At 44.1% G+C, this 25,737-nt stretch carries 23 protein-coding genes; 4 read left to right on the top strand and 19 right to left on the bottom strand.

The annotated features are described in order from the left end of the window. Positions 1 to 97 precede the first annotated feature (97 nt). The 5 genes from JOJ89_RS05650 to JOJ89_RS05630 form a co-directional block, all read right to left on the bottom strand. A complete protein-coding gene (locus JOJ89_RS05650) occupies positions 98 to 745 on the bottom strand; it encodes a cysteine hydrolase family protein (RefSeq protein ID WP_242524699.1) in 648 nt (215 codons plus the stop codon). Between the two features lie 721 nt (positions 746 to 1,466). After that, complete coding sequence (locus tag JOJ89_RS05645; protein WP_029565208.1) at positions 1,467 to 2,294, bottom strand: ABC transporter permease subunit; 828 nt, start codon at positions 2,292 to 2,294, stop codon at positions 1,467 to 1,469. Beyond that, positions 2,263 to 3,186, bottom strand: coding sequence for an ABC transporter ATP-binding protein (locus JOJ89_RS05640; RefSeq protein ID WP_203289800.1), 924 nt, complete (start codon positions 3,184 to 3,186; stop codon positions 2,263 to 2,265). Before JOJ89_RS05640 ends, JOJ89_RS05645 begins: the two co-directional genes overlap by 32 nt. Before the next feature lie 24 nt (positions 3,187 to 3,210). Next, the gene (locus JOJ89_RS05635) at positions 3,211 to 3,990 is read right to left on the bottom strand and encodes a CPBP family intramembrane glutamic endopeptidase (RefSeq protein WP_203289799.1); all 780 of its coding nucleotides are present in this window, start codon (positions 3,988 to 3,990) and stop codon (positions 3,211 to 3,213) included. 22 nt (positions 3,991 to 4,012) lie between these two features. Further along, positions 4,013 to 4,534 (bottom strand): helix-turn-helix domain-containing protein, encoded by a 522-nt coding sequence (locus tag JOJ89_RS05630; RefSeq protein ID WP_242524666.1) that lies wholly within the window; start codon positions 4,532 to 4,534, stop codon positions 4,013 to 4,015. A gap of 141 nt (positions 4,535 to 4,675) precedes the next feature. Between JOJ89_RS05630 and JOJ89_RS05625 the strand changes: the two genes are divergently transcribed. Next, positions 4,676 to 5,413, top strand: coding sequence for a YwaF family protein (locus tag JOJ89_RS05625; RefSeq protein ID WP_203289798.1), 738 nt, complete (start codon positions 4,676 to 4,678; stop codon positions 5,411 to 5,413). A gap of 23 nt (positions 5,414 to 5,436) precedes the next feature. On the opposite strand, the gene JOJ89_RS05620 is transcribed toward JOJ89_RS05625, so the two are convergent. Next, positions 5,437 to 5,973: a hypothetical protein gene (locus JOJ89_RS05620; protein WP_029282414.1), complete on the bottom strand. Its 537-nt coding sequence runs from the start codon at positions 5,971 to 5,973 to the stop codon at positions 5,437 to 5,439. A gap of 67 nt (positions 5,974 to 6,040) precedes the next feature. Further along, positions 6,041 to 7,273 carry an MDR family MFS transporter gene (locus JOJ89_RS05615; RefSeq protein ID WP_029282416.1) on the bottom strand — a complete coding sequence of 411 codons (1,233 nt, stop codon included), beginning with the start codon at positions 7,271 to 7,273 and terminating at the stop codon, positions 6,041 to 6,043. 159 nt (positions 7,274 to 7,432) lie between these two features. Here JOJ89_RS05615 and JOJ89_RS05610 point away from each other — a divergent pair, with 159 nt between their 5' ends. Then, a complete protein-coding gene (locus JOJ89_RS05610; protein WP_029282418.1) occupies positions 7,433 to 8,188 on the top strand; it encodes an alpha/beta hydrolase in 756 nt (251 codons plus the stop codon). Between the two features lie 725 nt (positions 8,189 to 8,913). Next, complete coding sequence (locus JOJ89_RS05605; RefSeq protein ID WP_203289797.1) at positions 8,914 to 9,174, top strand: hypothetical protein; 261 nt, start codon at positions 8,914 to 8,916, stop codon at positions 9,172 to 9,174. 16 nt (positions 9,175 to 9,190) lie between these two features. On the opposite strand, the gene JOJ89_RS05600 is transcribed toward JOJ89_RS05605, so the two are convergent. The 10 genes from JOJ89_RS05600 to JOJ89_RS05555 all read right to left on the bottom strand — a co-directional run bounded on the left by JOJ89_RS05600 (position 9,191) and on the right by JOJ89_RS05555 (position 22,967). Further along, positions 9,191 to 9,697, bottom strand: coding sequence for a GNAT family N-acetyltransferase (locus tag JOJ89_RS05600; protein WP_203289796.1), 507 nt, complete (start codon positions 9,695 to 9,697; stop codon positions 9,191 to 9,193). 141 nt (positions 9,698 to 9,838) lie between these two features. Continuing rightward, positions 9,839 to 12,841 (bottom strand): glycoside hydrolase family 2 TIM barrel-domain containing protein, encoded by a 3,003-nt coding sequence (locus tag JOJ89_RS05595; RefSeq protein ID WP_203289795.1) that lies wholly within the window; start codon positions 12,839 to 12,841, stop codon positions 9,839 to 9,841. Positions 12,842 to 12,954: 113 nt separating this feature from the next. Continuing rightward, positions 12,955 to 14,055 (bottom strand): Gfo/Idh/MocA family protein, encoded by a 1,101-nt coding sequence (locus tag JOJ89_RS05590; RefSeq protein WP_203289794.1) that lies wholly within the window; start codon positions 14,053 to 14,055, stop codon positions 12,955 to 12,957. Positions 14,056 to 14,095: 40 nt separating this feature from the next. After that, complete coding sequence (locus JOJ89_RS05585) at positions 14,096 to 15,415, bottom strand: carbohydrate ABC transporter permease (protein ID WP_203289793.1); 1,320 nt, start codon at positions 15,413 to 15,415, stop codon at positions 14,096 to 14,098. A 14-nt stretch (positions 15,416 to 15,429) separates the two neighbouring features. Then, positions 15,430 to 16,428 carry a carbohydrate ABC transporter permease gene (locus JOJ89_RS05580; protein WP_203289792.1) on the bottom strand — a complete coding sequence of 333 codons (999 nt, stop codon included), beginning with the start codon at positions 16,426 to 16,428 and terminating at the stop codon, positions 15,430 to 15,432. Positions 16,429 to 16,604: 176 nt separating this feature from the next. Beyond that, a complete protein-coding gene (locus tag JOJ89_RS05575) occupies positions 16,605 to 17,957 on the bottom strand; it encodes an extracellular solute-binding protein (protein WP_203289791.1) in 1,353 nt (450 codons plus the stop codon). Positions 17,958 to 18,077: 120 nt separating this feature from the next. Continuing rightward, positions 18,078 to 19,619 carry a response regulator gene (locus JOJ89_RS05570; protein ID WP_029282431.1) on the bottom strand — a complete coding sequence of 514 codons (1,542 nt, stop codon included), beginning with the start codon at positions 19,617 to 19,619 and terminating at the stop codon, positions 18,078 to 18,080. A gap of 16 nt (positions 19,620 to 19,635) precedes the next feature. Next, a complete protein-coding gene (locus JOJ89_RS05565) occupies positions 19,636 to 21,495 on the bottom strand; it encodes a sensor histidine kinase (RefSeq protein ID WP_029565199.1) in 1,860 nt (619 codons plus the stop codon). Between the two features lie 98 nt (positions 21,496 to 21,593). After that, positions 21,594 to 22,133, bottom strand: a complete 540-nt coding sequence (locus JOJ89_RS05560) for a DinB family protein (RefSeq protein ID WP_203289790.1) — start codon at positions 22,131 to 22,133, stop codon at positions 21,594 to 21,596. A 21-nt stretch (positions 22,134 to 22,154) separates the two neighbouring features. Then, positions 22,155 to 22,967 carry a GNAT family N-acetyltransferase gene (locus JOJ89_RS05555; RefSeq protein ID WP_029282437.1) on the bottom strand — a complete coding sequence of 271 codons (813 nt, stop codon included), beginning with the start codon at positions 22,965 to 22,967 and terminating at the stop codon, positions 22,155 to 22,157. Between the two features lie 127 nt (positions 22,968 to 23,094). Between JOJ89_RS05555 and JOJ89_RS05550 the strand changes: the two genes are divergently transcribed. Beyond that, positions 23,095 to 23,580, top strand: a complete 486-nt coding sequence (locus JOJ89_RS05550; RefSeq protein ID WP_203289789.1) for a DinB family protein — start codon at positions 23,095 to 23,097, stop codon at positions 23,578 to 23,580. Positions 23,581 to 24,010: 430 nt separating this feature from the next. On the opposite strand, the gene JOJ89_RS05545 is transcribed toward JOJ89_RS05550, so the two are convergent. Together JOJ89_RS05545 and JOJ89_RS05540 are read right to left on the bottom strand one after the other, a co-directional pair. Then, on the bottom strand, positions 24,011 to 24,610 hold the full coding sequence (locus JOJ89_RS05545; protein WP_203289788.1) for a response regulator transcription factor: 600 nt from the start codon (positions 24,608 to 24,610) through the stop codon (positions 24,011 to 24,013). Continuing rightward, positions 24,607 to 25,731, bottom strand: coding sequence for a sensor histidine kinase (locus tag JOJ89_RS05540; RefSeq protein ID WP_203289787.1), 1,125 nt, complete (start codon positions 25,729 to 25,731; stop codon positions 24,607 to 24,609). Before JOJ89_RS05540 ends, JOJ89_RS05545 begins: the two co-directional genes overlap by 4 nt. Between the last annotated feature and the right edge of the window lie 6 nt (positions 25,732 to 25,737).

Here is a 25,737-nt window from a genome sequence, read left to right as displayed (position 1 = left end):
AGACCCCCGCTGTTCTATCAGCGGGGGTTGTTTTATAGTTATACAGTCTGAGGACCAGTTCGCCCGGTACGATTTGATTGACAGAAACTTTAAAGAACTATCCCAAGTTTTCCATGAAGGTATTCTTGAATAACTGAGAGGAATCAATGATTGCAGCCCCTTTTGAATGCATGTACTTTAAAGACTTCTCTTTCCTTGCATCACTCATGCTTGCTATTGCATCTTTTACAACTGCTGCAGTGAACCCCTTCCGGATGGAATCGAGTGCAGTTGCTGCTACACAGGCTTCTGCAAACAAACCAACAATAACTAAATGTTTTATTCTGTTAGCCGTTAAATAGGCAACAAGCTCCGGATTGCTTAGCGCACTCGATTTGTTTTTCGAAAAATAACAATTATTCACCCTCATAAGCCTCTCATCCAGCTCAGCACCCTCGCTCCCTTTTAATGCTGATTTTTTCGTTAAAAAATTGGCCAGGAATTGTTTTGGTTCATATTCATTGCCAATATACACTACAGGTATTTTTTTATGATCAGCTTTCTTCACAATGTCATTTACATTCTCCAGCATCGGTTCTATTTGATGTGCTGCTGCGGGCATTCGAGCTTTTTGGCTGATAAAGCCCTTTTGAATATCAAGTACAAGTATAGCTGTATCCATTTCTTCGCTCTCCCTTGTTTGATTAGTGCTATTAGCTTTGAGATTTTTCTGCTTGTGGGTTCCTTTCTGGCGGATAAGTGCCATCAAGTCAGGAGTTCCTCCGTCTTGAGGGTTCTTTTCTGCCTGATAGTGCCATCAACTCTAAGATTTCTCTGCTTGAGGGTTCCATTCTCCCTGATAAGTGCCATCAACTCTTTGATTTCTCCGCTTGAGGGTTCCATTCTCCCGGATAAGTGCCATCAACTCTGTGATTTCTCTGCTTGAGGGTTCTGTTCTGCCGGATAAGTGCCATCAACTCTGTGATTTCTCTGCTTGAGGGTTCTGTTCTGCCGGATAAGTGCCATCAACTATGAGATCTCTCCGCTTGATGGTTCCTTTCTGACGAATAAGTGCCATCAACCCCCGGATTTCTTCCACTTGATGGCACTACTCTTCCTGTTTTGTGACCTTCACGCCTTGGGACACTTCACGAAGGGCACAATCCTTCCTGTTTTGTGACCTTCACGCCTTGGGACACTTCACGAAGGGCACAATCCTTCCTGCTCTGTGACCTTCATACCTTGGGACACTTCACGAAGGGCACAATCCTTCCTGTTTTGTGACCTTCACGCCTTGGGATACTTCACGAAGGGCACAATCCTTCCTGTTTTGTGACCTTCATACCTTGGAACATTTCACGAAGGACACACTCCTTCCCGTTTTCTGTCCTTCACGCCCTGGAACACTTCATGAAGGACACAATTCTTCCCAACAAGTGCCATCAAGTCTTATGTCAGAAAGTGCTCCGTTTAAAATTTCAACAACATCAATGAATCTGCTTCTCAAACAGCATATACCGGTCGCTGAACTTTGCCATTCTGCTTACCAGAAGCAGATTAACAAGGAGCAGGCCAAGCCCGATTATGAACGTAACACCAGCCCCAACAAGAAAGAGTCCGCTTGCCTGACCGGCCATCATTGCCACCACCGGCAGGACAATGACCCCGCCGATGTTTTGCGCTTCCTGATACGTCTTCACCCGTGAGGAGATCAGCACGTTCAGCAGGACTGTCAGCAGGGACACCATCGGAGACAGCCAGAAAATAAGAACAAGCCAGTTGGCTGATGGGAATATCATTTGTCCGTACAGCTGATAGCCGAGACTGTTGATAATAATCCCGCTTAGAACAAAACTAGCTAACGATACAAGCAGCGATGGCAGAAATGATCCAATGATCTTGCTCACAAACAGCGTTTTGACAGACACTGGCGAAAACAGCAGACTCTCAAGTGTTCTCCGCTCTTTTTCGCCAACAAAGCTGTTCGCAGCGACTACGCTTGCTGTGATAATGGGAACGAGAAGAAAAAGAGATGGAAGCATATAATTTAAAAATAAAAAGACAAACTGCTGTTCAACTGTCTCAAAAGCAATGCTTTCCCGGTTCAGCTGGGTCATGAAGCTCGAGATCATCCTCTCCGCGTCACTCCCGGCAAGTTCCTCAAGATCTAAAAAGAGAGCGGCAGAAAGAATGGCTGCAGGGATGACGCTTGAAAAAAGAACAGGGATAATGATCAGTACGGCAAACAGATTCTTGCTGCGGATAATGTCTCTCAGGTCTTTTTTAATGATGGCCTTCATGATTGTGCTGTTCATTGTGCTTCTCCCTTACTTTAAAATAAATGGCCTCAAGTCCGCTGTTTACCATCTCAGCTGAATAAATAGAATGCTTTTTTAACAGTTCCCTCAGCAGTTCTGAAATGTGTTCTTTAGAAGGCAATGTGAACACCGCTTCTCCCGGTTTCAGCTGGTCAAAAGGAAAACTGGCTGCATCCCTTTGAATCATAGCCTTCTCCGTTACCACTTTTACTTTGACCTCATTCAGGTATTTACCTGCTAGCTCTAATGCCGTGCCCTGTTCAACAATCGTCCGATTTTCAAGGAACGCAAAAGAGTCGCACACAGGTTCCAGCTGATGGAGAACATGGGAACAGATGATGATGGTTGTGCCTGTTTCTTTGTTGTATGTTTTCAAATAGGAAAGGACCATTTTAATGCCGTCCGGATCCAATCCGTTTGTTGGTTCATCTAAATAAAGAAGCTTTGGTTTATGCAGGAGGGCTTTCGCCAGTGCGAGGCGTTTTTTCATGCCTGTGCTGTAGGTTCCGGCCGGTTTGTCTTTATGTTCGGCAAGATCAAAAAGCTCAAGAAGCTCTGCCGTTCTCGCTTTTTCTTTTACGCCGTATAAGTCAGCAAAAAACGAGAGATTTTCCTGTCCGCTTAACTGGTGATATAGGCCGGCACTTTCTGTCACAACACCTGACAGCTTCCTGATTTCATCTCCATTTGTGACAGGATCATGGCCAAAAATGGAGATTTCACCGCTGTCAGGTTTGATGACTCCGTTCAGGATTCTGATAAATGTCGTCTTTCCAGCACCGTTCGGACCGAGCAGCCCGATAATCCTGCCTTCTTCCGCTTTAAAATTCACATCATTCAGCACTGAGTGACTGCCGAACGATTTTGATGCACCCGTGACGTTAATCATATTTGTAAATCTCCTTTTCTCCCATTAGTAGAATAGTGGAATAAACAGCAGCTGCATGGAAATATGAGCAAACATATGTGAAATGATTGCGTACTCGAATCCTTTTTTCCAATAGAGATAACCGAAGAAAATTCCCCCGATGCTATTGAGCAAAAAGCTTCTGAACACGATTAACCCTGTTAGCTCTCCGAACACGACGGATGTAAAGGGCAAATGCAGCGCAGCAAATCCGAAAGCAGCTATGAGGATGGCCGCCCAATAAACTGCCTTGTTATCTGTCTTTAGAATCTTGCGGAATCCCCATACAAGTAAGGAGACAAAAAACAGGCGAAGTAGAGTTTCTTCAAAAACGCCTCCCCCTATTACACCCGCAGCCAAACCAAGCCATGAAAATTCGGGACTGAACTCATTTAATTGAAGAATACGGTTTTCAAAATAAAAACGATCCGAAGCAACAATAAGAAATCCTGTTATCACTCCAAAAAGGACTGCAAGCAAGAAAGGTTTACCCCCGAACGATTTCTTTTGCCCTTTTTCAAAAAAGGACTGCAGAATATCAAACGAAAAACCCATTTTGCGTGCAAGATTAAACCCTGCCCAGGCTAACAGGAAACTCATCACAAACAGCTGCGCGGAAAAAGCCAGAGACGTAATCACCATCGGCATATCCGCTGTCATCTTCTCAAACTCGTTTTGCGGAAGCGCTGACTTTAAAGTCTCTAATTGGTAAGGCAGGAGCAAAAAACCTGCTCCAAAACAAATAACTCCAATAAACAATGCAAGCTTTACATCCAATTTTTTCATAAGAGATTCCCCCCAATGGCTTCTACTCAGGTATGACAATCGTTGCGATGTTTCTGCTTTTTCGTTCAGGTGAAGGCTCGTTTTTCATTGCTTTCAAAATGACCTTCCCGATTTCTTGTGCCATTTCCATATACTCCTCGTCTGATAGATGGACATTTGCCACCCTGTAGGTTACGCCGTCCTTTACCAGGTCAGGCTTTTCTTTCTCTAAATAATTTTCATACATCCCCATAAGGTGAGTGTTGAAATGCATAAACATTTGGAGATGCTCCTCCTTCGTGAGATTGAGCAAATCCTCATGGGACTGAATGGATGGTTCATTCAGCGCATATACTTTCTCAACTGTTCCTCTGATCTGATTTTCCTGAACCACAGAAAGGATGTTTGCTTCAAGAAGCTTATTCAGATGTCTGTATAACGTAGCCTGTGGAACATCTTGAGTCCGTTCAGCCAGCTGATGCACTGTCATCGTTTTTCCATTTAAAAGGGACTGGACAATTTTTAACCGGACAGGATGAAGAATCAAGTCCATTTTTCTCTTCACTTTAAAAACCCTCCAACTTTTATTATCACTTTTAATAATAATATACAAAGTGATAATATTCAACTTATTTTCCAAATTTTATCTGTTTATTAAACTCTGAAAACCTTATAATGAAGAGAAAAATGAAGAGAGTTGAATCCGGTGAATTCTTTTTTAAGCACAGCCTATGATCAGAATCCCTTCTCGTTATTTTCTCCAGCTCATCTTGCAGGACTTGGTTTTCTGCTTCTGTTGCTTGCCGGTATGTATGCGATGCGGCATGCACTCCTCCAAAGGAAATGGAATTTGGGGTTCAGACTTCTGCTTGCAGGGACCGGAGTGCTGTTTGAAGCCGCCTACCATATCTGGCTGCTTTGGAATGGAACGTGGAACGCCGCCTATACCCTGCCGCTTGAACTGTGCAGCATGAGTCTGTTTTTGTGCATTATCCTGCTGATCACAAAAAACAGACGTATTTTTGAAATCGTTTATTTCATCGGAATCGCTGGCGCAGGACTTGCGCTCCTGACTCCTGAACTTAACTACAGCTTCCCTCATCTGCGCTATTTCCATTTTTTCCTGACCCATTCCGTCATCATGATGACCTGCTTCTTTTTTGTATGGACGGAGGGATATCAGGTCACATTCAAGTCGGTTTTTAAAACGATGGGCTTTCTGAATATAGCCGCTGTCTGTATCTTTTTCGTCAATCGCGCACTTGGTGGAAATTATATGTTCCTCACGCAAAAGCCAGTGAATCCGACACCTATTGATTTCCTCGGACCGTATCCATGGTATCTTCTGTCTCTTGAGGCTGTTGCCTTTTGCCTGTTTGTGCTTCTTGTCCTTCCGTTTTACATTGAAAAAATGAAAGACAGCAAGGCAGAAAGATCTTTGTAATCAAAAAAGAGAAGTGACCGAAATCACTTCTCTTCTGTATGCTTAAGCACATCCTCTATGACATCAAGCGCATCTTCTTCTGAAAATTCTTTATCCAGGATAAACTCCAGCCGGTAGGAGCCGCCGTCTGCATTAAAATTAGCAAACACATACTTTCCGTCCGACTCGGAGTATTGAATCTTTTCTCCATCAACTTCCCGTTCTTCATTCTTGTCTATATCTATTTTATAGGTGCTGTATGTCAGGGTGAACTGTCTTTTTCCATTGTAAGGCCCGTAAAGAGCTTTGATTTCTTCATTCGCCGCCACTTCTTCCAGCTTCCCAAGCTTGCTGCCATAAGATAGTACAAGATCCTTTTTTTTCGTTTCCATGCCAGCCGGCGGATAAATAACAGCAGCATGCGTCACCGGGTAGTCACCAAACTCCGGGACATAGATGTCTTTTCCGAATTCTTTTTGGATATCACTCTTAACGTCTTTCGGCACGGCATTCGCCTCAAGCGAACATCCTCCCGAAAGCAGTGCAGCAGCAATAACAAAAAATGCGCCAAGTTTTTTCATGTTACGTCCCCCTTTTTTTATGTAATACGCTCAGAGGGTTCCATAAGTTTCAATTTTTTAACATTTTTCAAATGTGTGCCTGTTGGTTAAGAACGCTCGCTTCGGTTTTTCTCTCCATCTCTTTTTTCACCAGAAAAAGAACCGGAATACCAGAAAGGGTCACAAGCATGAGGCAGCTGAAGACGGCCGCCGGACTGCTTATTCCATATGCATCAAGCAGGACACCGCCAATCCAGGGGCCGATGACATTTCCAAGCTGGGTAAAGCCCATGGCGCCAAAGTACGTTCCCTTCATTTCAGGGTTTGACAGTTCATCAATTAGGACGTCCATCATGGAAAAGAGCAGAACCTCTCCTACTGTAAACAAAATCACGACCAGTGCAATAAGCCAGATGCTGTGCGCGAATGCAAAACTGAACAGGCTGAGTCCGACAAGCAAGTTCCCTAGAATAATAGAGAAAATAGGCGGATGATTCTTGGCCGCTCTTACAATCGGATATTGAATCAGCAGCACTGTGACGGCGTTTAGAGACAGCAGGATCGAAAATGTTTTAGCCCCGTCTTTAATGTCAGGCGACATCGCAAAAAATTGTGGCAGCGTCGAGGTCAGCTGGGAAAATCCGGTGATGCACAGGATGATGCCGACCAGGGACAGGAGCAGCAATTTATCTTTTCTTGTCACGTGCACGGCTTCTCTAAAAGATATCCGCGCAGCCTCCTTCGTTTCCGTTTTATGTGATGTTTTCATGAACGTAATCAGAAGGGAGAATCCGTACAGAGCATAGATAATCGCGGCTATAAAAAACGGCGACGTTGTTTTTGCCGAACCTAAATAAATGCCGAGCAGCGGCCCGAAAACGACTCCCACATTGATTGCAGCGTACCTTAAATTGAAGATAAGAAGCCTGTTTTTCTGTTCTGTCAGATCGGATAAAAGGGCTCTTGAAGTTGGCTCAAAGACGGAGCGGCATACTCCGTTCAGCGCATTCATAATGAAAAATGCGAGAACTGTATCTGCAGCGCCAAAGCCAATAAAGACGAAGACCCATCCGAAAATAGATGTGATCAGCACTTTTTTCCTGCCCAGTTTGTCTGACAGATATCCGCCGTAAAAACTTGATAAAATGCCGGCTAGCGAGCTTACGGCGATAATCGTCCCGGTCATAGCGGCCGATACGCCCTTCACCTGAGTTAAATAGATAGCTAAAAATGGAAGACTCATTGATGTGGCCATGCGCCCGAAAATGGTTCCGATCAGGATGTTCCAGCCGAGCGGATGAACGTGTTTAAGCTGCTTCATTTCTGTATCCTCCGTCCTGTAATAAGAGAAAGTTTACCACAATTTCACAGTTTTCGAATCCTTAAATGGAACGAAGAATCTCATTCTTAAGTAGGAGATTCTATGCCCAGTATCGAATCGTTCTGAGAAAGGGTTTTCATTTTTAAAGGAGGAATGAGGATGTCAGAACGTTATCCCGTATTAGAAGGAGCAGAACCATTTTACTTTGAAGGCAATTCGATCGGAATTCTCGTATCGCATGGATTTACCGGCTCCACCCAGAGCATGCGTCCTCTTGGCGAGGCATATGCGAAAGCCGGATACACCGTATGCGGTCCGAGGCTCAAAGGACATGGCACGCACTACGAGGAAATGGAAGGAACCACATATGAGGATTGGACCGCTTCTGTAGAAGAAGGCTACCAGTGGCTTAAAGACCGCTGCAGCACCATTTTCGTCACCGGCTTGTCCATGGGCGGCACCCTGACACTCTACCTTGCCCAAAAGCACCCGGAAATCAAAGCGATTATACCGATCAACGCAGCGGTCGACATCCCGACAATGGCAGGCGCCCAGCAGATTCAGGCCCGCTTTCTCGATGCCATCGGATCTGACATTAAGAATCCTGCCGTTACCGAGCTTGCTTACGATAAAACGCCTGTTCAATCCATAAAAGAAATTAATAAGCTTATGGCGCTTGTGAGACAAAACTTACATGAAATCAAATGCCCGGCACTCGTTTTTGTATCAACAGAAGACCACGTTGTTCCGCCGGATAACTCCAGACTCATCATGGATGAAATCTCTTCTGAGCATAAAAAAATGATTGTGCTTGAAAACAGCTACCATGTGGCAACACTTGACCATGATCAGCCAATCATCATTGATCAGACGCTTAAGTTTATCGAGCATGTATTGAATCAGACGGCTGTTTAGGAAGGCTGGATGTTGCGGGGAGCAGGCGGCTTTCGTGACTTTTTCCGGCTTAAGGATTAGATCATGCTTTAGGACCCTTCAGTAGGCTTGAGCCGGATTGGAGGGTTTTTTCTTGTTGTTTTATGACACTTCACACTACTCTGGCTGGGCTAAAGGGGTATTTCACACTGGCTTATGACCCTTCGCATCGCTCTGGCCGGGCTGAAGGGTCAATTCCTTCTTCCTTATGACCCTTCACATCACTACGGCTAGGCTGAAAGGTCATTTCTTACTTCCTTATGACCCTTCACATCATTACGGTTGCACTGAAGGGTCCATTCGCACTTACTTATAACCCTTCACATCACTACAGCTGCACTTAAGGGTCAATTCTCACTTACTTATAACCCTTCACATCACTCCGTCTGCACTAAAGGGTCAATTTCCACTTACTTATAACCCTTCACATCACTACAGCTGCACTAAAGGGTCATTTCTCACTTCTTTACAACCCTTCACATCATTCCAGCAGCACTGAAAGGTCAATTTCTCATTTCCTTATGGCCCTTACCATGGTTTGTACTCTTTTTTTATTGCCGTTTTCAGGAAGCAAACGGTACAATGAATGAATAGCAAGGGCGATTCGGGTATGATTACATTTAGGAGGATCTGCCTCTCTTAACAGAAGTCATTATTTTCAGTAGAAATTAAGATTCATAACAAAACAGAAATAGAGGTTTTGATGCATGGAATGGATATACAATTTTCTTTTTAGTGCTGTTTTTGCTGTTTACTTATTCATTAAAGCTCCGAAATACAATAAAAACAGGTGGCTGTGGGCTGTACTTGGTTATTTCTTTACCATTTTCGCTCTATGCGCTTTCTTTATCCGGACCGGCAGAAAAAAACTTGGATGGATTCTCTTAAGCATCATTGTGCTGCTGACTATTGTTGGAGCATTTCTTATCTTCGGGATCCTGTATTTTTTCGGATCACTTAAAGGATAAAAACCAGCAAGCTCAATCATATCTGAGCTTGCTGGATGCTTTTAAACCCACGCTCCTCAAGCACCATAACTTTAAAAATGACCCTCTCTTTCTCAAACCTTACTGCTTCTTTAAAGCCCGCTTTCTCATATATGCGTGAAGCTCTTTCATTAAAGCTGGCCACCGTCAGCCGGAGCGGGGTATTCGGAAAACCTGCTTTTGCCTGATTGAGAATGTAGGCAAAAAAGGCAGATCCCCGCCCTTTCCCGGTTAAGTGAGGATTCATGCCAAGTCCGATATCGATCATGTTTGCTGAATAGATTTGAGCCATGTATCTGCTTGGAACCTGGGCCGTGATGCCGAAACAGAAAAAGCCCGCTGTCTCCCCCGCTTTGCTCTTCATTGCATAGTAGGGATGTGTAAGCATTCCATGAATGTTCTCTTCGCTTACTTCCATGTTATAAAAATCATACGGTGCCTCATAGCGCCACCCCAAAATTTCAACAGCCGTCTGGCGGTCCACTTTTTCAATGAAAACATCCATATTCCGCTTCCCCCGTCCGAACTCTTGGTTTTATGAAGTTCTTATACCATCAGTCTATTTTACTCATTAACAGAGAATGCCGGACACTGTATGAAAAGCGAAAAGACCAGCCGTTTTCCGGTTGGTCTTTTCGCCTGACTCTTAATGCTCTTTAAATACCGGCTCCATTTCAAATGAAAAGCTGATACTTTTCTCATTCACCTGATAGTTTTCAGCAAGCGCAGGCCCGCATGCTCCCGAGCCGACACCGCTCATTTTGTAATCAATATACACCCATGTTCTGCTGTTGTCTTCTTGTAATTGATGATCATGTGAAGTGGCCGTCAACTCTGCAAGAGCATACCTGGAAACATTAAATGAAAAGCCTTCGTCTGAAGAAAACTTCATCCCCATCCCAAGTTCATTGGACACAATCGCCCAGTCTGTTCCGTACCGTGAGCCGTTCTCCTGCGGAAAAATGTAATGTTCTTGCAAGTCTTGAACGGTTGTGAGATACCTGCCTTTCCGTACGGATGACTTCATATCGACATAGCTTTCGTGCGGTCCGTATCCGAAATACTCCACTTCATCATTTCCTTTTGGCATCGGGATTTCAAGACCGAATCTCGGAAGATAAGGAACTGCACCGTTTACATCAGCCTGGCAGGTAACGGCAATGGCTCCGCTGCTGTGCACCTTCCAGTTTGCTGTTCCTTTTACCACCGGAAAACGGCTGAATGCACTTAATGAAAAATGGACCTGCAGTTCAATCAAGCTTTCATCTTCCTGCACAACTTCCGCCTTGTATGTGTGCATATTCAGCTTGTCAAAACCATGTTTCTTCCACTCTTGTAAAATTGGTGCATCATTATCAATCGGAGCTCTCCAAGCAGTAAAGGACGGAATTCCAGCAAGGCATTCATAGTCATTGAGCGACACTTTTTCAAATTGGCCGGATTCCAGATTGAAGACATAGGTGAAATCGAGACCTGAAATCACAAGGCTATTGCCGTTTTTTTCTGTTTTGAGAGGATGCTTTCCTGGTCGTTTTTCCGGTACCTGCCTGATGACCGGCAGGAGAAACTGTTCAAAACCGAGTTCATGGCCTTTCTCAGCCCATGGTGCTGTCTTTTTCTGAAGGAGGGAAACTGTCAGGTAATAGCTGCTGACTGATGTTTCCGGAATGTCATAAGGAATCTGAATGACTTTTGACGCTTTCGGGTCAAGGTCCAGATCATAAATGACATCCTGCTGAACCACTTCACCGTCCCGTTCCACCATCCATTGAATTTCATAGTCTGAGAGATTGGTAAAGTCGAACAGGTTCGTTACTTCAACCAATCTTTCTTCGGCGCTCTTCATTGTAAAACGGACCGGTTTATACACGGCCTTTATTTCCTTCAGGCCGGTTGAAGGGGTTCTGTCCGGCTTAACGAGTCCATCGATGCAGAAATTTCCGTCATGAATGGGTTCGCCGAAATCCCCGCCATAGGCATACGACACGTTTCCGCTGTCATCTGTCCTGCTGATTCCATGGTCATTCCATTCCCAGATGCAGCCGCCCATAAGCTTTGGATACCTGTAAATCAGCTCCCAGTAGTCAGCCGCATCTCCCGGCCCGTTTCCCATGGCATGCGAGTATTCACATAGGAACATCGGCTTTGTCTTGTTTTCATTATTGGCATAGTCCTCTACATACTGAAGAGTCGGGTACATTCTGCTTTCCATATCAAGGGCTTCTGTATTTTCATGCCCTTTGTATCCTTCTGCCGCACTTTCGTAATGTGTGAGCCTTGTTGCATCTCTTTTCTTCGCCCATTCCGCCATTTTTATATGATTGATCCCGTATCCTGCCTCATTTCCGAGTGACCAAATGATGACAGAAGGATTGTTTTTATCTCTCTCGACCAGCCTTTCCATACGGTCCAAAAAGGCAGCCTGCCAGTCCTCCTGTTTACTAAGCCAGTGAATATCACCCGCTTCTCCTGCACCATGGCATTCAAGATCCGCTTCATCAATAACATAAAAACCAAGCTGGTCGCAAAGGGTCAAAAATCTTGGATCATTCGGATAATGCGAAGCTCTGACAGTGTTCATATTATGTTTTTTCATGAGCAGCAAATCTTTTTTCATATGATTCAGAGGAATTGTATGGCCTAGTTTCGGATGAGAATCATGGCGGTTCACACCCTTTAATTTGACTGCTTCATTATTAATCTTAAAGACTCCGTCTTCAACCGTGATCCGCCGGAATCCAATATGAAAATGGAGGACCTCTTCTCCGCTCTTCACATAAAGATCATACAGGACAGGATTTTCAGCATTCCAGAGAGCAGGACTGTCCACAGTCATGCTTAATGATTCAGTTCCTTTTATTTCCCTGGCTATATGACCGACTGTTTCCCCTCTTTCATCCTTCAGCAGAACCTCTGTATGGCAGCGTCCCTTCGCCGTTAGATCGATCTGAAGCTCTCCCTGAGTGAGGTCTTCAGATAAGACAGCCCTGTTGAACACATCCTGTATGCGGGATACATCCCGGCTGAGCAAGTAAACGTCTCTGAAAATTCCTGTATACCTCCACATATCCTGATCTTCAAGATAACTTCCGTCGCACCACTTCAGGACAACGGCAGTCAGTCTGTTACTTCCATCTTTCAAATAAGGAGTGATGTTAAACTCGGCAGGCATTCTGCTACCCTGGCTGTATCCGGCAAATGTCCCGTTTACATATAAATAAAAGCAGGCGCTGACTCCTTCAAAAACGATGAATTGTTCTTTGCTTTCACTGAGGTCAGATATCTGAATGTCCTTTACGTAAATTCCCGCCGGATTCTCATTCGGAACGTGCGGCGGGTCAAATGGAAAGGGGTATCTGACGTTTACATACTGCATCTGATCATAGCCGTTTGTCTGCCAGCATGATGGAACCAGCAGGCGGTCCCAGTCCGAAACATCTATTCCGTTTGAAACATGCTCATCCTTAATGTCATTAACATTTGAAAAATAACTGAATTTCCATTCCCCATTCAGGAGGCGAAAGTGATCTGAAAGATGGCGGTTTCTGCTTTTTGCGCGCTCATCATGGTAAGGTATGTAATACGCTCTCGGTTTTTCACGGTTTATCTGAAGAATTTGAGGGTTTTCCCATACTTTTTCAAGGGTCATATCAGATGCCTCTTTCTGCTGTATTTTTGATTGACTGAAAAGAGCTATCCCCGTTATCGGCAGCGGATAGCTCTTTTCCTATTTCTTTAGATTATGCCGGTTTCCTTTATTCTTCAGGCAAATGCTTCTTCTTTTTTAAAATAAACAGGTTTACCTGTTTTGGCCGATTCGTAGATGGCTTCGAGAATTTCGCTCACGCGGAGAGCTTCTTCCGGTTTTACAAGAGGCTCCCTGTCTTCCAAAATGGCCTCTATCCACATTCTTGCTTCTCTGTCCTGAGGTTCTTCTGTCTTCCCTTCAAAGAAAGCGACCGATCCGTCATTCAGTTCAGGTTTTTTCATAAAGAACTTTCCAAATTCTTCTCCGTTGATTCTGAGGCCGTCCTTCATATCGGCACCGCCTTCTGTCCCGCAGAGAGTTGTCTGTCCTTCGCCAATATCCAGCGTGTTTAAAGCCCAGCTTGATTCAAGCACAATGGTTGCCCCATTTTCCATGGTGATAAATCCGAATGCCGAGTCTTCCACTTCATATTCTTCCTGTTTCCATGCACCGAATATATTTGCTTCGCTTGTACGGCCGTCCCATGCTTTGTATGTATTGCCGACCACATATTTCACGTCGTAATTATTTAACAGCCACAGCGTCAGGTCCAGAGCATGCGTACCGATATCAATGAGCGGTCCCCCGCCTTGTTCTTCTTTGTTTAAAAAGATTCCCCAGGTCGGCACTGCCCGTCTTCTGACCGCATGTGCTTTTGCGTAATAAACGTCCCCAAGCTGGCCCGATTCGCATACTTTCTTCAAATGCAGACTGTCATCCCGGTATCTGTTCTGATAGCCGACCGTCAGTTTTTTTCCGGTTCTTTTTGCTGCCTCTACCATTGCTCTAGCCTCATCAGCCGTTTTTGCCATCGGCTTTTCGCACATGACATGTTTGCCGGATTCAAGGGCATCAATTGTAATAAAAGAATGCGATTTATTTGGCGTGCAGACATGCACAACATCCAGCTCTTCTTTTAGGAGCTCTTTATAATCCGTAAATACTTTCGCTCCTGCTGTTCCGAACGTTTCAGCAGCGTCTTGTGCACGGCTTTCAACCAGGTCGCAAAAAGCGGTCAGTTCCACATTTTTTTGTTTTGAAAGAGCAGGGAGGTGTTTTTGAGTTCCAATTCCCCCGCATCCAATGATTCCAACCTTAAGAATTTTGTTTGACATCGTGTTTTCCTCCAGTTCAAGTTTGGTTCGTTACAGTTTTTCAGCCTTTTACAGAAGAACCAAGCGCTCCCTCTTTCAGCTGTCTTGCAAAAATAAAGGTGAAGATAATGATTGGAATAACGGAAGCAACCGAAATGCCCATAAGGAAATTCTGTTTGATTGCCTGGGATTCGCTCATGTTGAAGATTGCCACATTTAAGGTCCAGAGTGAAGCCTGCTTAGTTGAAATAAAATACCAGAAGAAATCGGACCAGCCTGCAATAATCGCCTGAATGGCAATAAGCGAAATGATTGGCTTTGAGATGGGCATGCAGATTTTCGTAAAGATATAAAATTCTCCTGCCCCGTCCATTCTTGCCGCCTCAAACAAGCTGTGCGGGATTCTTTGGAAAAATGCCTTGTACAAAAGAATATAAAACGGTGACGGCACAAGCCACGGAACAAGCATCGCCCAATAGTTGTCATACATTCCCGCACTTTTCATGAGAATGAGCTGCGGCACCATAATGCTGACGAACGGAATCATCATCGTGATCAGGAAAAACATCGTCACGGCGTCTGATGTTTTTTTCTTCAGGAGTCTCGCAAGCGGATAGGCTGTCAGGGCCGGCAGGAATACCTGGCACAAAATGGCCCAAACCGTTGTCAGAAACGTATTGAATGCGAAGGCGAAAAGTCCGTATTTTGCAACGGCTTCTGAATCACTGAACATGTATTTAGGCAGCGTAAAGTAGTAGGCATATTTTTCAATGACCTGCATCCATGAATACGTAACTCCAACATTTGCAAGCTCGCCTTTCAGCGGATATTTCTCTTTAAAGTTTTCGCTTACTGACTGAACGAGACCGGATTCATTTTCACTTTTCTCTATGTTTTCAGCCTGTATTCCGCCTGGATCAAATTCGTAGCCCATATTCTCCATGAACTGTTTGTAGCGGTCTTTTCCAAGGAGAACTTTTGGCGTCGGGTTTGTTCGTTTGTAGACTCCATAATCATTTTCAAGTGCCAGCTTTGACGTATGGGCCTCGGAACGGAAGATGACTTTGCCATCCATTTTTCCAATAAAATCAATCTCTGTAATTCCTTCTTTTCTCTGTTCGATAAAGGTTGAGAAAATCGCCAGAGTCGCATCCTGAAGGATGGCATCTTCTAAATTGCCTTCATTTTTAAGAGAAGCAAGGTCCACTTCCAGCACAACATTTTTGCCCTTCTCGGGGAGGAACTGCGGCTTTGGTTTATAGATTGAAAATTCATCCTGCAGTGAAATGCTGAGCGCATAAAACAATGGAAAAAGAAGAGCCGCTATCATGATGACCGTTGCACTTACCGTCGCATATTGTGTCCAATTTCGCTTTTTCATTTGGCCCTCCTCTTTTAGTCTGCATCCGTTTTGCTGACTTTCAGCTGAATGAGTGTAATGATGGCAATGATGAGAAGCAAGACAGTTGATAATGCGCTGCCCTGTCCGTACTGGAATTGTTCATTGAACAGCTTGTAAATGTTCAGACCCAGTGAATTCGATGCCCCTGCAGGGCCGCCGTTTGTAAACTGGAATATGACATCCATAATCTGAAATGTGCCGATAACTGTCATGATCAGCTGAACAAGAATGATAAATTTGATATTTGGCAGAATGATATACCTGACTTTTTTCCATCCTGAACAGCCGTCAAGCTCTGCTGCTTCATAAATATCTTTCGGGACCCCAAGAATAGCTGCATAATACAGAAGCACGGATAATCCGCCTCCGAGTATTCCGGGAATCACGATGCACAGTTTGACAAGTTCAGGATCGCTGAGCCACGCCTGGTTTTCTAGACCGAACAAGCCGAAGATGTAGTTTGCCACCCCATATTCCGGATTCCAGATCCATCTCCAGATGACAATGATGACTGTGCCCGGAATAACTGCAGGCAGGATGTATAATGTCGAGAACCAGTTTTTCAGCTTTTTGCTTCTGATCTCATTTAAAATGACTGCCTGAATGATCGGAACCGGAAAACATAATAAAAGGGTCAGACCGAGATAGACAAGCGTATTTCCGAACGTGATGCCGAAATCCGGAGCTGTAAAGAGATTGATATAGTTCTGCAGGCCGACAAATTCCCCCGGCATGTCCTGGACGGTGACATTAAAAAAAGACCATGTAACGCTTGTGCCGATCGTGACGTATTTAAGCAATAGGGTTGCTAAGATACCAGGCAGCAGAAACAGCCATGGAACCACCCGCTTATTTGTGATGTATTCTCTTTTGTTTCGCTTCTTTGCCGCAATCAGGCTCTTGTTCAATTGAAGCGGCTGCTCAGGTGCAGCAGGCACCATTTCTGTATTGGACAATGCGTGCAAATTTCCCCCGTCTCTTGTTTTTGACAAGCCCCCACCCCGTTTCTTTAGTTCAGCTGCTGTAAGTTAATTCTTTGATATTTCTAGTATAGGAGTAAAAGAAAACGCTTACAATGACGCCATTTTAAGATTTGGTGCTCATTTTAAAGGTATAGAAAACCGTTGAAAAAGCGAAACAGCCGGACCTGTTTGGCCCGGCTGTGTTTTTACTTGATGGTTTTATTGTACTCTGGTATTGCCTGTTTATTTGCCTCTTTTTCAGCTTCTGCAAACACTTTTTCGATGGCGAGATCTGTATCTACAAACATTTTCTGCACGGCCTGGTCAATAAACTGCGATACAACCGATGACCCGTAGCATGATAATTTTCCGTTTCCTGAGGAGTTTTCCATCGCCTTCAGGATATCCGGAGCTGTGTCTGCAAAGTACTTATCTGTATCAATATCTGTGCGAGGAAGGGTATTTGTTAAGCTGAAGCCCTGATCCTGGAAGTATTCAATCTTTCCTTCATAGAACTTTTTGCTTGAAGCAAGTTCATAATACTTTGTCAAAGCGTCAATTTTTTCCTCTGGAACTTTTGAATGAATAACATAAGCTGAGCCGCCTACCTGTGTAGGGTTTACTCCCGCAGGTCCTTCCGGAATAGGAAGAACGCCGAAATCATCTGGATTCATGCCAAGCTGCACAAATTTCTTCACATCATCAATGCCGTGATAAATGATTGACGCTTTTCCGGAAGCAAAGTCCTGCTGAAGCTGATCAAGCTTGCTTGACATATCAGTCTGAATGGATTTGCTTTCTTTCAAATCACGGTAAAACTGTGCTGCTTTAATGACTGCAGGATCTGTAAAAGTTGGAATCAGTTCGCCGTCAGGACCTGCTTTCGTCAAATCTCCGCCAGCTCCCCATACAAACATATTAAACCACCAGTCAGCCCATTGGCCCCAGTTTAAAGCAAACCCGTACTGCCCGTCTTCAGGCTTTGTCAATTTTTCAGACGTTTTCATCAAGTCTTCCCATGTCCAGGATTCAGGAGGAGTGATGCCTGCTGCTTCAAAGTTTTTCTTATTGTAGAAGAAGCCCATCGCGTATTCACCTGCAGGAAGAGCGTAGCGATTGCCATTCAGCTTGAATTTCTCCACCATGTCCTGGTTGATGTTTTTGTAGTCATCCCAGCTGTCAAAAAACTCATCCATCGGACGAAGTGCACCTGCATAAGCAAACTTTTCAATCTCTCCGTACGCAAGAATCAGTACGTCTGGAGCCGTCCTGGACATCATGGCCGCCATCAGCTCGCCGCCTTCGCCCTCAGGCATTGTAACTAGTTTAATCGGGTGTTCCGGATACAGCTCATTGTACTCATCGACAACAGACTGCTCGTACTCGTCAAGACCATCTGGACCTACCCAGTAGGTAAGCTCAAATCCCCCGTTTTTACCGCCGCTTTTTTTGCTGTCTGCTGATCCTGACGTTCCATTAGAACAGCCTGCGAGGCCTGCTGCAAGCAATAGTACAGCGGCCAAAATCATGATGATCCCCTTTTTCTTCAATACGTTCATCCCCCATTCCACCCCTTATAAACGTTGATACTCCAATTATAAGAAGGTGAGAAAGCGCTTACAATGGCACAAAATTAAGATTTGGTCCTCATTTTTAACGTTGTTGCTCTGCGGACATTTTCAAGAAAGGCTGTTCCTGTATTCCTTGGGCGTCATTCCTGTGAACAGTTTAAACACCTTTGAAAAGTGCTTTGAACTTTCATAGCCTACTAAACTGCTGACATCATAAATCCTGAGTGACAAATCTTTTAATAGGATTTTCGCCCTTTCCATTCTTACTTTCGAAATATAGTGCAGGATGTTTTCGCCTGTTTTATCTTTAAACAACGCGCTTAAATACGCTGGATGAACATAGACAACCTCTGCGAGCCTCTGCAGGCTGAGCTCATCCCCGAAATGGTCATGAATGTATTTTTTCACATGATGGATGATCGCATGGGACGAATCATTTTGTGAGCGCTGCAGAGACTGATGAAGCTTTTTAATAAAGGACTCGAGGTACTCCATCACCTCTCCTGCCGTCTGTTTCTTTAAAACGGTATACATAAATTCCCGTTCCATTTCACCGGTGATTGAATCAATGTGTGACCTGCTTTCAAGAAACTCTCTGACAAGTCTTAGCAGCTCCATGCTGATATCATAAAAAATACTCCTGTCTTCGCTGTTAATCCGTGCGTTTTCTTCAATCATCCCCCTGACATACTCCTGAAGATCAGTGAATTCCCCGTGATTTAAAAAGGCGATGATCTTTTCCTTTGCTTCTTCAGGCATATAGATATTCATCTTTTGCTTCTCCATCGCCTCATAATCAATGAACTTCTCATCTTCGAGGTAGTACCTGTAAGTGATGGCTTCTCCTGCCTCTCTGTATGATTGAGCGATCTTTTCGAGAGAATCATAGCTTTTGCCTATCCCCGCGGAGACTGCCGCCCCGGAGTTTCTCTCAAGCTCCTCTAAATGACCGGAAAGCTTCTGAATAATGCGGTCTTTGGAATCTGATGAGGCAAATATGGCAAGTTCAGACAGTCTGTTATTGAAAAGATAACAATAAGGGTGAGCTGAAATCATTTTCTGCAGGGAAGCTTCTATTTCTTCCTTGGAAAGAGAAATGGAATGCAGGTTGGTGATGTAGAGTCTGATGACAGTAAATGACTTGCCTCCGAATAACAGGGACATTTCATCCAGTTTTGAATGCGTCAGGTCATAATGATTGGAAACCAGCTGATTCAGCAGCTGGCTGATCCGTGCGTTCCGGTAAAGCTTATGATTAATCATGTTCATCTTTTCTTTTGTGACAACATCTCTCAGTTTTTCGAAGGTTTCCTGCAGTTCATCGAATTGAACCGGTTTCGTCAAATAGTCAAACACTCCGAGTTTAAACGCTTCCTTCGCATAATTAAATTCTCCGTGTCCGCTCAGCAGCACAAATTTCAGCTGCTCATTTTGTTTCGCCGATTCCCTGACAAGATCAATTCCGTTTTTTTCATCCATGACGATGTCAGTCAGGACCACATCTGCTTCATTTGATTCAAGAAAATGAAGCGCATCTTCAGCAGAAGCAAGCGTCTGAACCGCTTCAAACCCCATGCCTTTCCAGTCAACGAATTCTCTTAAGCCTTCTCTCACAATTTTGTCATCATCGACAATGACTACTTTCAGCATGCGCCTTCCTCCTCTGTCAGTTGATCTTAATAATGGGCAGCCTGATTGTGACTTTTAATTTTTCTTCGTTTGATAGATTCACCTTAATACCGTATTCCTCTCCGAACAATAGACGTATTCGGTCATGGATATTTACAAGGCCGATGCTCCCTTTTTCATGTTCCGGATTCATGAGCTTGTTTTGGATATGCTCTGCTCTTTCTCTTGTGATGGATTTGCCGTTATTGCTGAACTCAATATAGAGAGCACCCTTCTCTTCTCTCATCATCAAGTGGATCGCTCCATTTTCGGATTGATGGATTTTCCCATGAATGACAGCGTTCTCAACTATTGGCTGAAAAATAAATTTCGGAATGTGCCAGCTTTCTATTTCCTCCGGCTCCATTTTTTTCTGGAGCGAGATCTCAGTGTCATGCAGCAGAGAAAGAATGCCGACATACTGTTCAATGTGCGCAAGCTCCTCATGGACTTTTACCAGTCCCTCATCTATTGAAATGTTATACCTGAGAAGCTTGGCAAATCCGCCGATTGTACTGCTTACGGGACCTGCTCCATTTTCCAGGCGCATTGTTTTCCATCTGATAATATCAAGCGTGTTGTAGATAAAATGAGGATTTATCTGCATCTGCAGTGCTTTAAGCTCTGCTTCCTTTCTTTTCAGTTTTTCGCTGTGATGCAGCTTTTCTATTTCAAGTTCTTTTTGTACAGCCCTGTTCACTTGCTTGACCATTGTGAGGAATTGCCTTCCCGCACTTCCAATCTCATCCTGATACGGATCATCGTACACCGTCACCACATTGTGCTCCCCAAAGCTTTTCATGGATTGCACAAGTTTTTTCAGCGGATTGTAAATGGTAGAGGTGACAAAAATACAAATGCCGGCTGACAGGATGAGGGCAATTGAAGTAAGGAGGAGAATACGGTTTCTGATTGTATGGGCATCCGCCATCAAATCGTCAACGTTCAACAGGCTGATCACTTTCCAGTCCCTTACACCGAGCTGGTCATATACAGCAATCCTGTTCCCCTTCTCAAGGGAAAATTCAGCAACCCCGACATCTTCTGAGTAAATGCGTTCCCAGATCTCTTCCGGATAATAGAGGAACGAATAATGATTGCTTAACGATGAGATAATGCCTTTCTGATCCGCAATGTACAAATCCTGATTAAACTGCTTTTTAAAATCCATCGATCCTGTTAAAAACGAGATGTCCACATTTAAAATGAGCAGACCAAGATATTCTTTTGAATCGGAAAGAACAGGGGTGGTTATCGTGAGATAGTTTCCAAGAGAAATGTTATTGCCCGTATAGTAAACTCCCGTTTCCCTTATCGTATTATGAAAGGCCGGCTGATAGGGGATGGACGCTCCCCTTTTGTATACTTGTGATTGTGCAAATTGAGCGGCATCAGCAAGACGCGCCCCTCTTTCCTCTCCCTCTATTGAGCGCTGAACATATTCATTCTCCTTCGTAACAATTTGCGCGTTTTTCACATAGGGATTGGAGAAAAAAGAATACAGCTTATCATTGATTTCAGCTTCCTTTTCCCGAAATTCTTCTGATTCCGGATCCAGTTCTTCAGCTGACTTTAAAGCAGCAGAGGCCTCCTGGGCAAATTCTGCTGCTCCTGACATGTACGAATCAAGTTCTTTATTGATCAGCCTTTTAACGGCTTCGACATTCTGTGAAACATAATTGATATTTGTTTCATAAATCCTGTCTTCGACAACATCATAAACAACCGTAATAATCACCGTGCTGAAAATAATAATCACGAGGAAAAAAGCCAGTAATAGCCTGTGAAAAATGGAAAGGCTGCGAACCTTTCCCGTTAGAGTGTTTGTCCGATTTTGAGGATTTTTGATAGTCTTCATGATTTAATAGTACCAATTTTCCGAAAGAATGGTAGATGAATTGATCCTATTTTCTGAAAAAAACCGCGCCTGAAAGGCACGGTTTTAAAAAAATCATATTAAAAGGATTTAGGAACACTCTGGACGATCAAGTATCGATCAGCAAGAATCCTCCTGTGATGAAGCTCATGACCTGCGATGATATAGGCGATGGCTCTCACAGAAACAGTCTGGCCGCAGGCAATCCCGGTCCGTTTCCAGTCTGGATCACCGAGTGTTTTAAACAGGAGAAGAGTGGCTTCTCTTACAACAAAAAGATTCTGCAGCAGGTCGTCCATGCTTACCTTGTTAAAATCAGCTTTCGCAACATACTCATTTTCGTCAAATCCCGGAAGCTCTGCAGCTTCCCCCCTTGCGATAGATAGCATGCGGTACGCCATGATCCGCTCAGTATCCGTTATGTGGCCGATGATTTCCTTGATGCTCCATTTTCCGGGAGCATACTTGAAGGTTCCTTCTTCTTCCGATAAGTCATTCAGCTGCTTTAACGTCTCTGAGATTTGGTGTTTCAGGTTATATTCAATATCACCTTCCGGAACAAGTCCGATATAGTCTTTATAATAGACCGGGAATTCATTTTGCTCTGGGCGAGTGTTCATCGTCTTCATCCTTTTCTTTTTCTAAAATTGCACCTGATAATAATCCTGGACATGAAATGCTTTAAATCCGCATGATTCATAGAGTCTCAGAGCATGTTCATTTTCAGCTTCCACTTCCAGAAAAACAGGAAAGCCTGCCCCTGTTTCTTTTAAGACAATTTTCTTCAGTGTGTCTCTCCCAATACCCTTTCCCTGATAGTCTGGAAGAACGGCAAAGCCATAAATCCACGCTTCTCCTGAAGAATGGGAGACGCGAAGCTTTCCGACCGATTTACCCTTATATTCAATAATGATAAAATCCTGATTTTCTTCTCTTTTAAGAGAACGATTATAGGGACCTGCTTCGTGTTCAAGGAATCCAAAACAAAGAACATCAAGCTGTGTCTCAAGCGTTAAATCTTCAGGCTCAGAAGGCCTCAGACTGACGAGATTATCTTCTTCAAGCGGCGTTTCAGCCCATTTCATCTGGTATTCAGAAATAGAATATGTGCAAGGCATGATTTTCAATAATTCCTTTGCAGCCTGTGATTCAGCCGGAGCGTTTAAGAGAATCTCTCTATAGGTATCTTTGCAGTGAGCGAGCGCCTGATTCAGCATGCGGGTAAAAATGCCCTTTCTGCGGAAAGAAGGCTTCACCATCCCGCACAGCTCTGCTTTGCTCCCAAAGCCATAAATTCCAAGGAAAGCAGCAAGTACCCCGTCCTCGTAATGCAGAAGGTGTTCATCTCCCCCGCTTTTCAGCATATCCCAGTTCAGCTTCAACTGAATGCTGTCAAGCTCCTCGCATTCTGACTGAAGCTCCTTTATTTCCTTTAATTGCGTCTCTGTAAGCATGTAAATCCTCCGCTGTATAAATATTTTCACTAAAAGTATTCTGTATCACTACCGAAAATTCCTTTTTCATGAACAGGAAGGAAATAGCGGATAAAGCTAGAATTGAAGAAGATGAGGAGGGATTCGAGTGGATCAAATTATGATCAAGCATATGGAAACGGTAAGGGATATTACGCTGAATACCCTTGGAAAAATAAAAGAAGAGCGGGCAGATATCATTCCGCAAGGCTTCACCAACAATATCCGCTGGAATCTCGGGCACATTGCCTTCGTTCAGGAGAAAATCGTCTTCGGCATTTCAGGCGGAACACCCGAGCTTCCTGCCGAATACAAGGATTTATTCCGTGCAGGAACATCTCCTTCCGACTGGGGAGAGCACGTTCCATCACTAAGTGAGATCAGAGCCGTACTTCAGGACCAGACAAACCGCATCAAAGCGTTCATCCCGGAGCACTACCATGAAGATTTAAAACAGCCGTTTACGAACAGTGCAGGCATCACATTCAATACAGTAGGAGAAACCTTTTTGTTCAGCTTCTTCCACGAAGCCATGCACCTTGAAACCATCAAGCAGATTCATAAAGCGATTAAAAGAGAAGAAGCAGCCGTTTGACGGGGGCTGCTTTTTTTGAGTGAGGGATGTAACTTTGGGATTATTGTCTTGGGTTTGGGACACTTTCGGGTTTCCTGATCAGCGGAAAGTGTTCCTAGCTCGGGTTTGTGACACTTTCAACTCTCCTGATCACGGGAAAAGTGTTCTTAAACTGGGTTAGCAACACTTTCAACCCTTCTACTCTGCGGAAAAGTGTTCTTAAACTGGGTTAGCAACACTTTCAACCCTTCTACTCTGCGGAAAAGTGTTCTTAAACTGGGTTAGCAACACTTTCAACCCTTCTGCTCTGCGGAAAAGTGTTCTTAAACTGGGTTAGCAACACTTTCAAGCTTCCGGCTCAGTGGGATAGTGCACTTAACTCATGTTTTTCTAGCAGCCAAAACAAAAAACCTCAATCCCCTAAATGCCAGGTTCTCAAGGTTTTTCACGTTTATTTAAACCATCCCTTTTCTTTCGATTGTGAGATGGCTTCGATTCTGTTTTTGACTTCGAGTTTTTCAAAGATGGTGGAAATGTAGTTTCTGACGGTGCCTGCTTTGATGCTGAGCTCTTCTGCAATTTCTTTTGTGTTCATGCCGTCAGCGACCAGTTCCAGCACCTCTTTTTCCCGCTCTGTCAGCGGATTTTCTTCACTGTAAACGTCATCCATCAGTTCCGGGGCATAAATTCTTCTTCCTTCCATGACGCTGCGGATGGAGTTTGCCAGTTCTTCGCTCGGGCTGTCCTTCAGGAGGTATGCACTGACGCCGGCTTTAATCGCCCGCTGAAAATACCCGGTTCGTGAAAAGGTCGTCAGAATAATGACTTTGCACGCATCTTCTTTTAGCGCCTCAGCAGCCTCAAGACCGTTCATGCCGGGCATTTCTATATCTGTAATGCACACATCCGGCTTAAGCTTTCTTACTAATGAGACTGCATCTTCCCCGTTATTTGCTTTTCCAACGACCTCCATATCATCTTCAAGGTTCAAAAGCGATCCTAAAGCACCGAGCAGCATTTGCTGGTCTTCTGCAATTACAATCCGGATCATATGAGATCCTCCTTCTCCTTTTGTTTCACATCGTTCGGCACTTTTATGATAAGAACGGTCCCCTGTTCAGACTGAATATCAAGACTTCCGTTTACAAACTCAAGCCGTTCTTTCATGCCGTTCAGACCATTGCCCTTTGTAAAATCGCCTTCGGTGATAGCGCCTTTTCCGTCGTCCCTGACGGTCATGATAATCCCGTCCCAGGTTTGCTCCACTTTGAAATAGCACGTTTTTGCCCCGCTGTGTCTGACAACATTGTTTACAGCTTCTTTCAGGCACATGCTCAATATATTTTCAGTGAGAAGACTCACATTGGAAAGTGCCGCATTCTGTTCAATCTTAAAGTCAATCTCGGCAGCCATTAAAATCTGCTTGACCCGGACTATTTCCTCTTTCAGCCGGATGCCCCTCATTTGGGAAACCATTTTTCTCACTTCGTTAAGAGCGGTTCTGGCAGTCGCCTGTACGTCCTTCAGCTCTTCTCTCGCTTTTTCGGGATCCTTGTACACAAGTTTTCTGGCAAGGTCGCTTTTCAGTCCGATCAGCGAGAGCTTCTGTCCAAGCGTATCATGCAAATCCCGTGCAATTCGCTGACGTTCTTCAAGCTTTACAAGCTCCGAAATTTTCTTATTCGCATCTTCAAGCTTTTCCTCAAGCTGGCCTCTTTCCTTTTTATTATAAATATTAAATGGAAGAAGAATAACGCTGATGCATGTAATGATAATAAACGGAAGCTGCTGCAGGAAGGAGGATTCTTTTAAAATCAGGCTGAAATTTATGGCTGCAGTTGTCACGACAAGATGAACGACATAAAGCGTGATAAAAGCCACCCTGTCTCTAATATTGCCGATCTGGTAGGCGATATAAAAAGAAAAATAAATATAAGTAAACAGGTACATCGATGTGAAGGAGATGGCCATTAAGAGGCAGCTCCAAAGATAGACAGGCCACCCTTTTGAAATAAAAGCGAGACGGAAAATAATAAAAAACAAAATGGTCAGCGATATACCTACTGCAATTTCAGCTGTAGATGAAGACTGCAGAATGAAATAAAATGGCAATATGCTGAGGACGGCCCAGATATAAGGAGATATTCCGTTGTTAATGTATTTCTTCAGCATGGTGGA

It is taken from the genome of Metabacillus sp. cB07 (assembly GCF_016839225.1).
GTDB classification, from domain to species: domain Bacteria; phylum Bacillota; class Bacilli; order Bacillales; family Bacillaceae; genus Bacillus_P; species Bacillus_P indicus.
The sequence above is the reverse complement of the archived record's forward strand: the minus strand, read 5'-3'. Positions and strand labels throughout refer to the sequence as shown.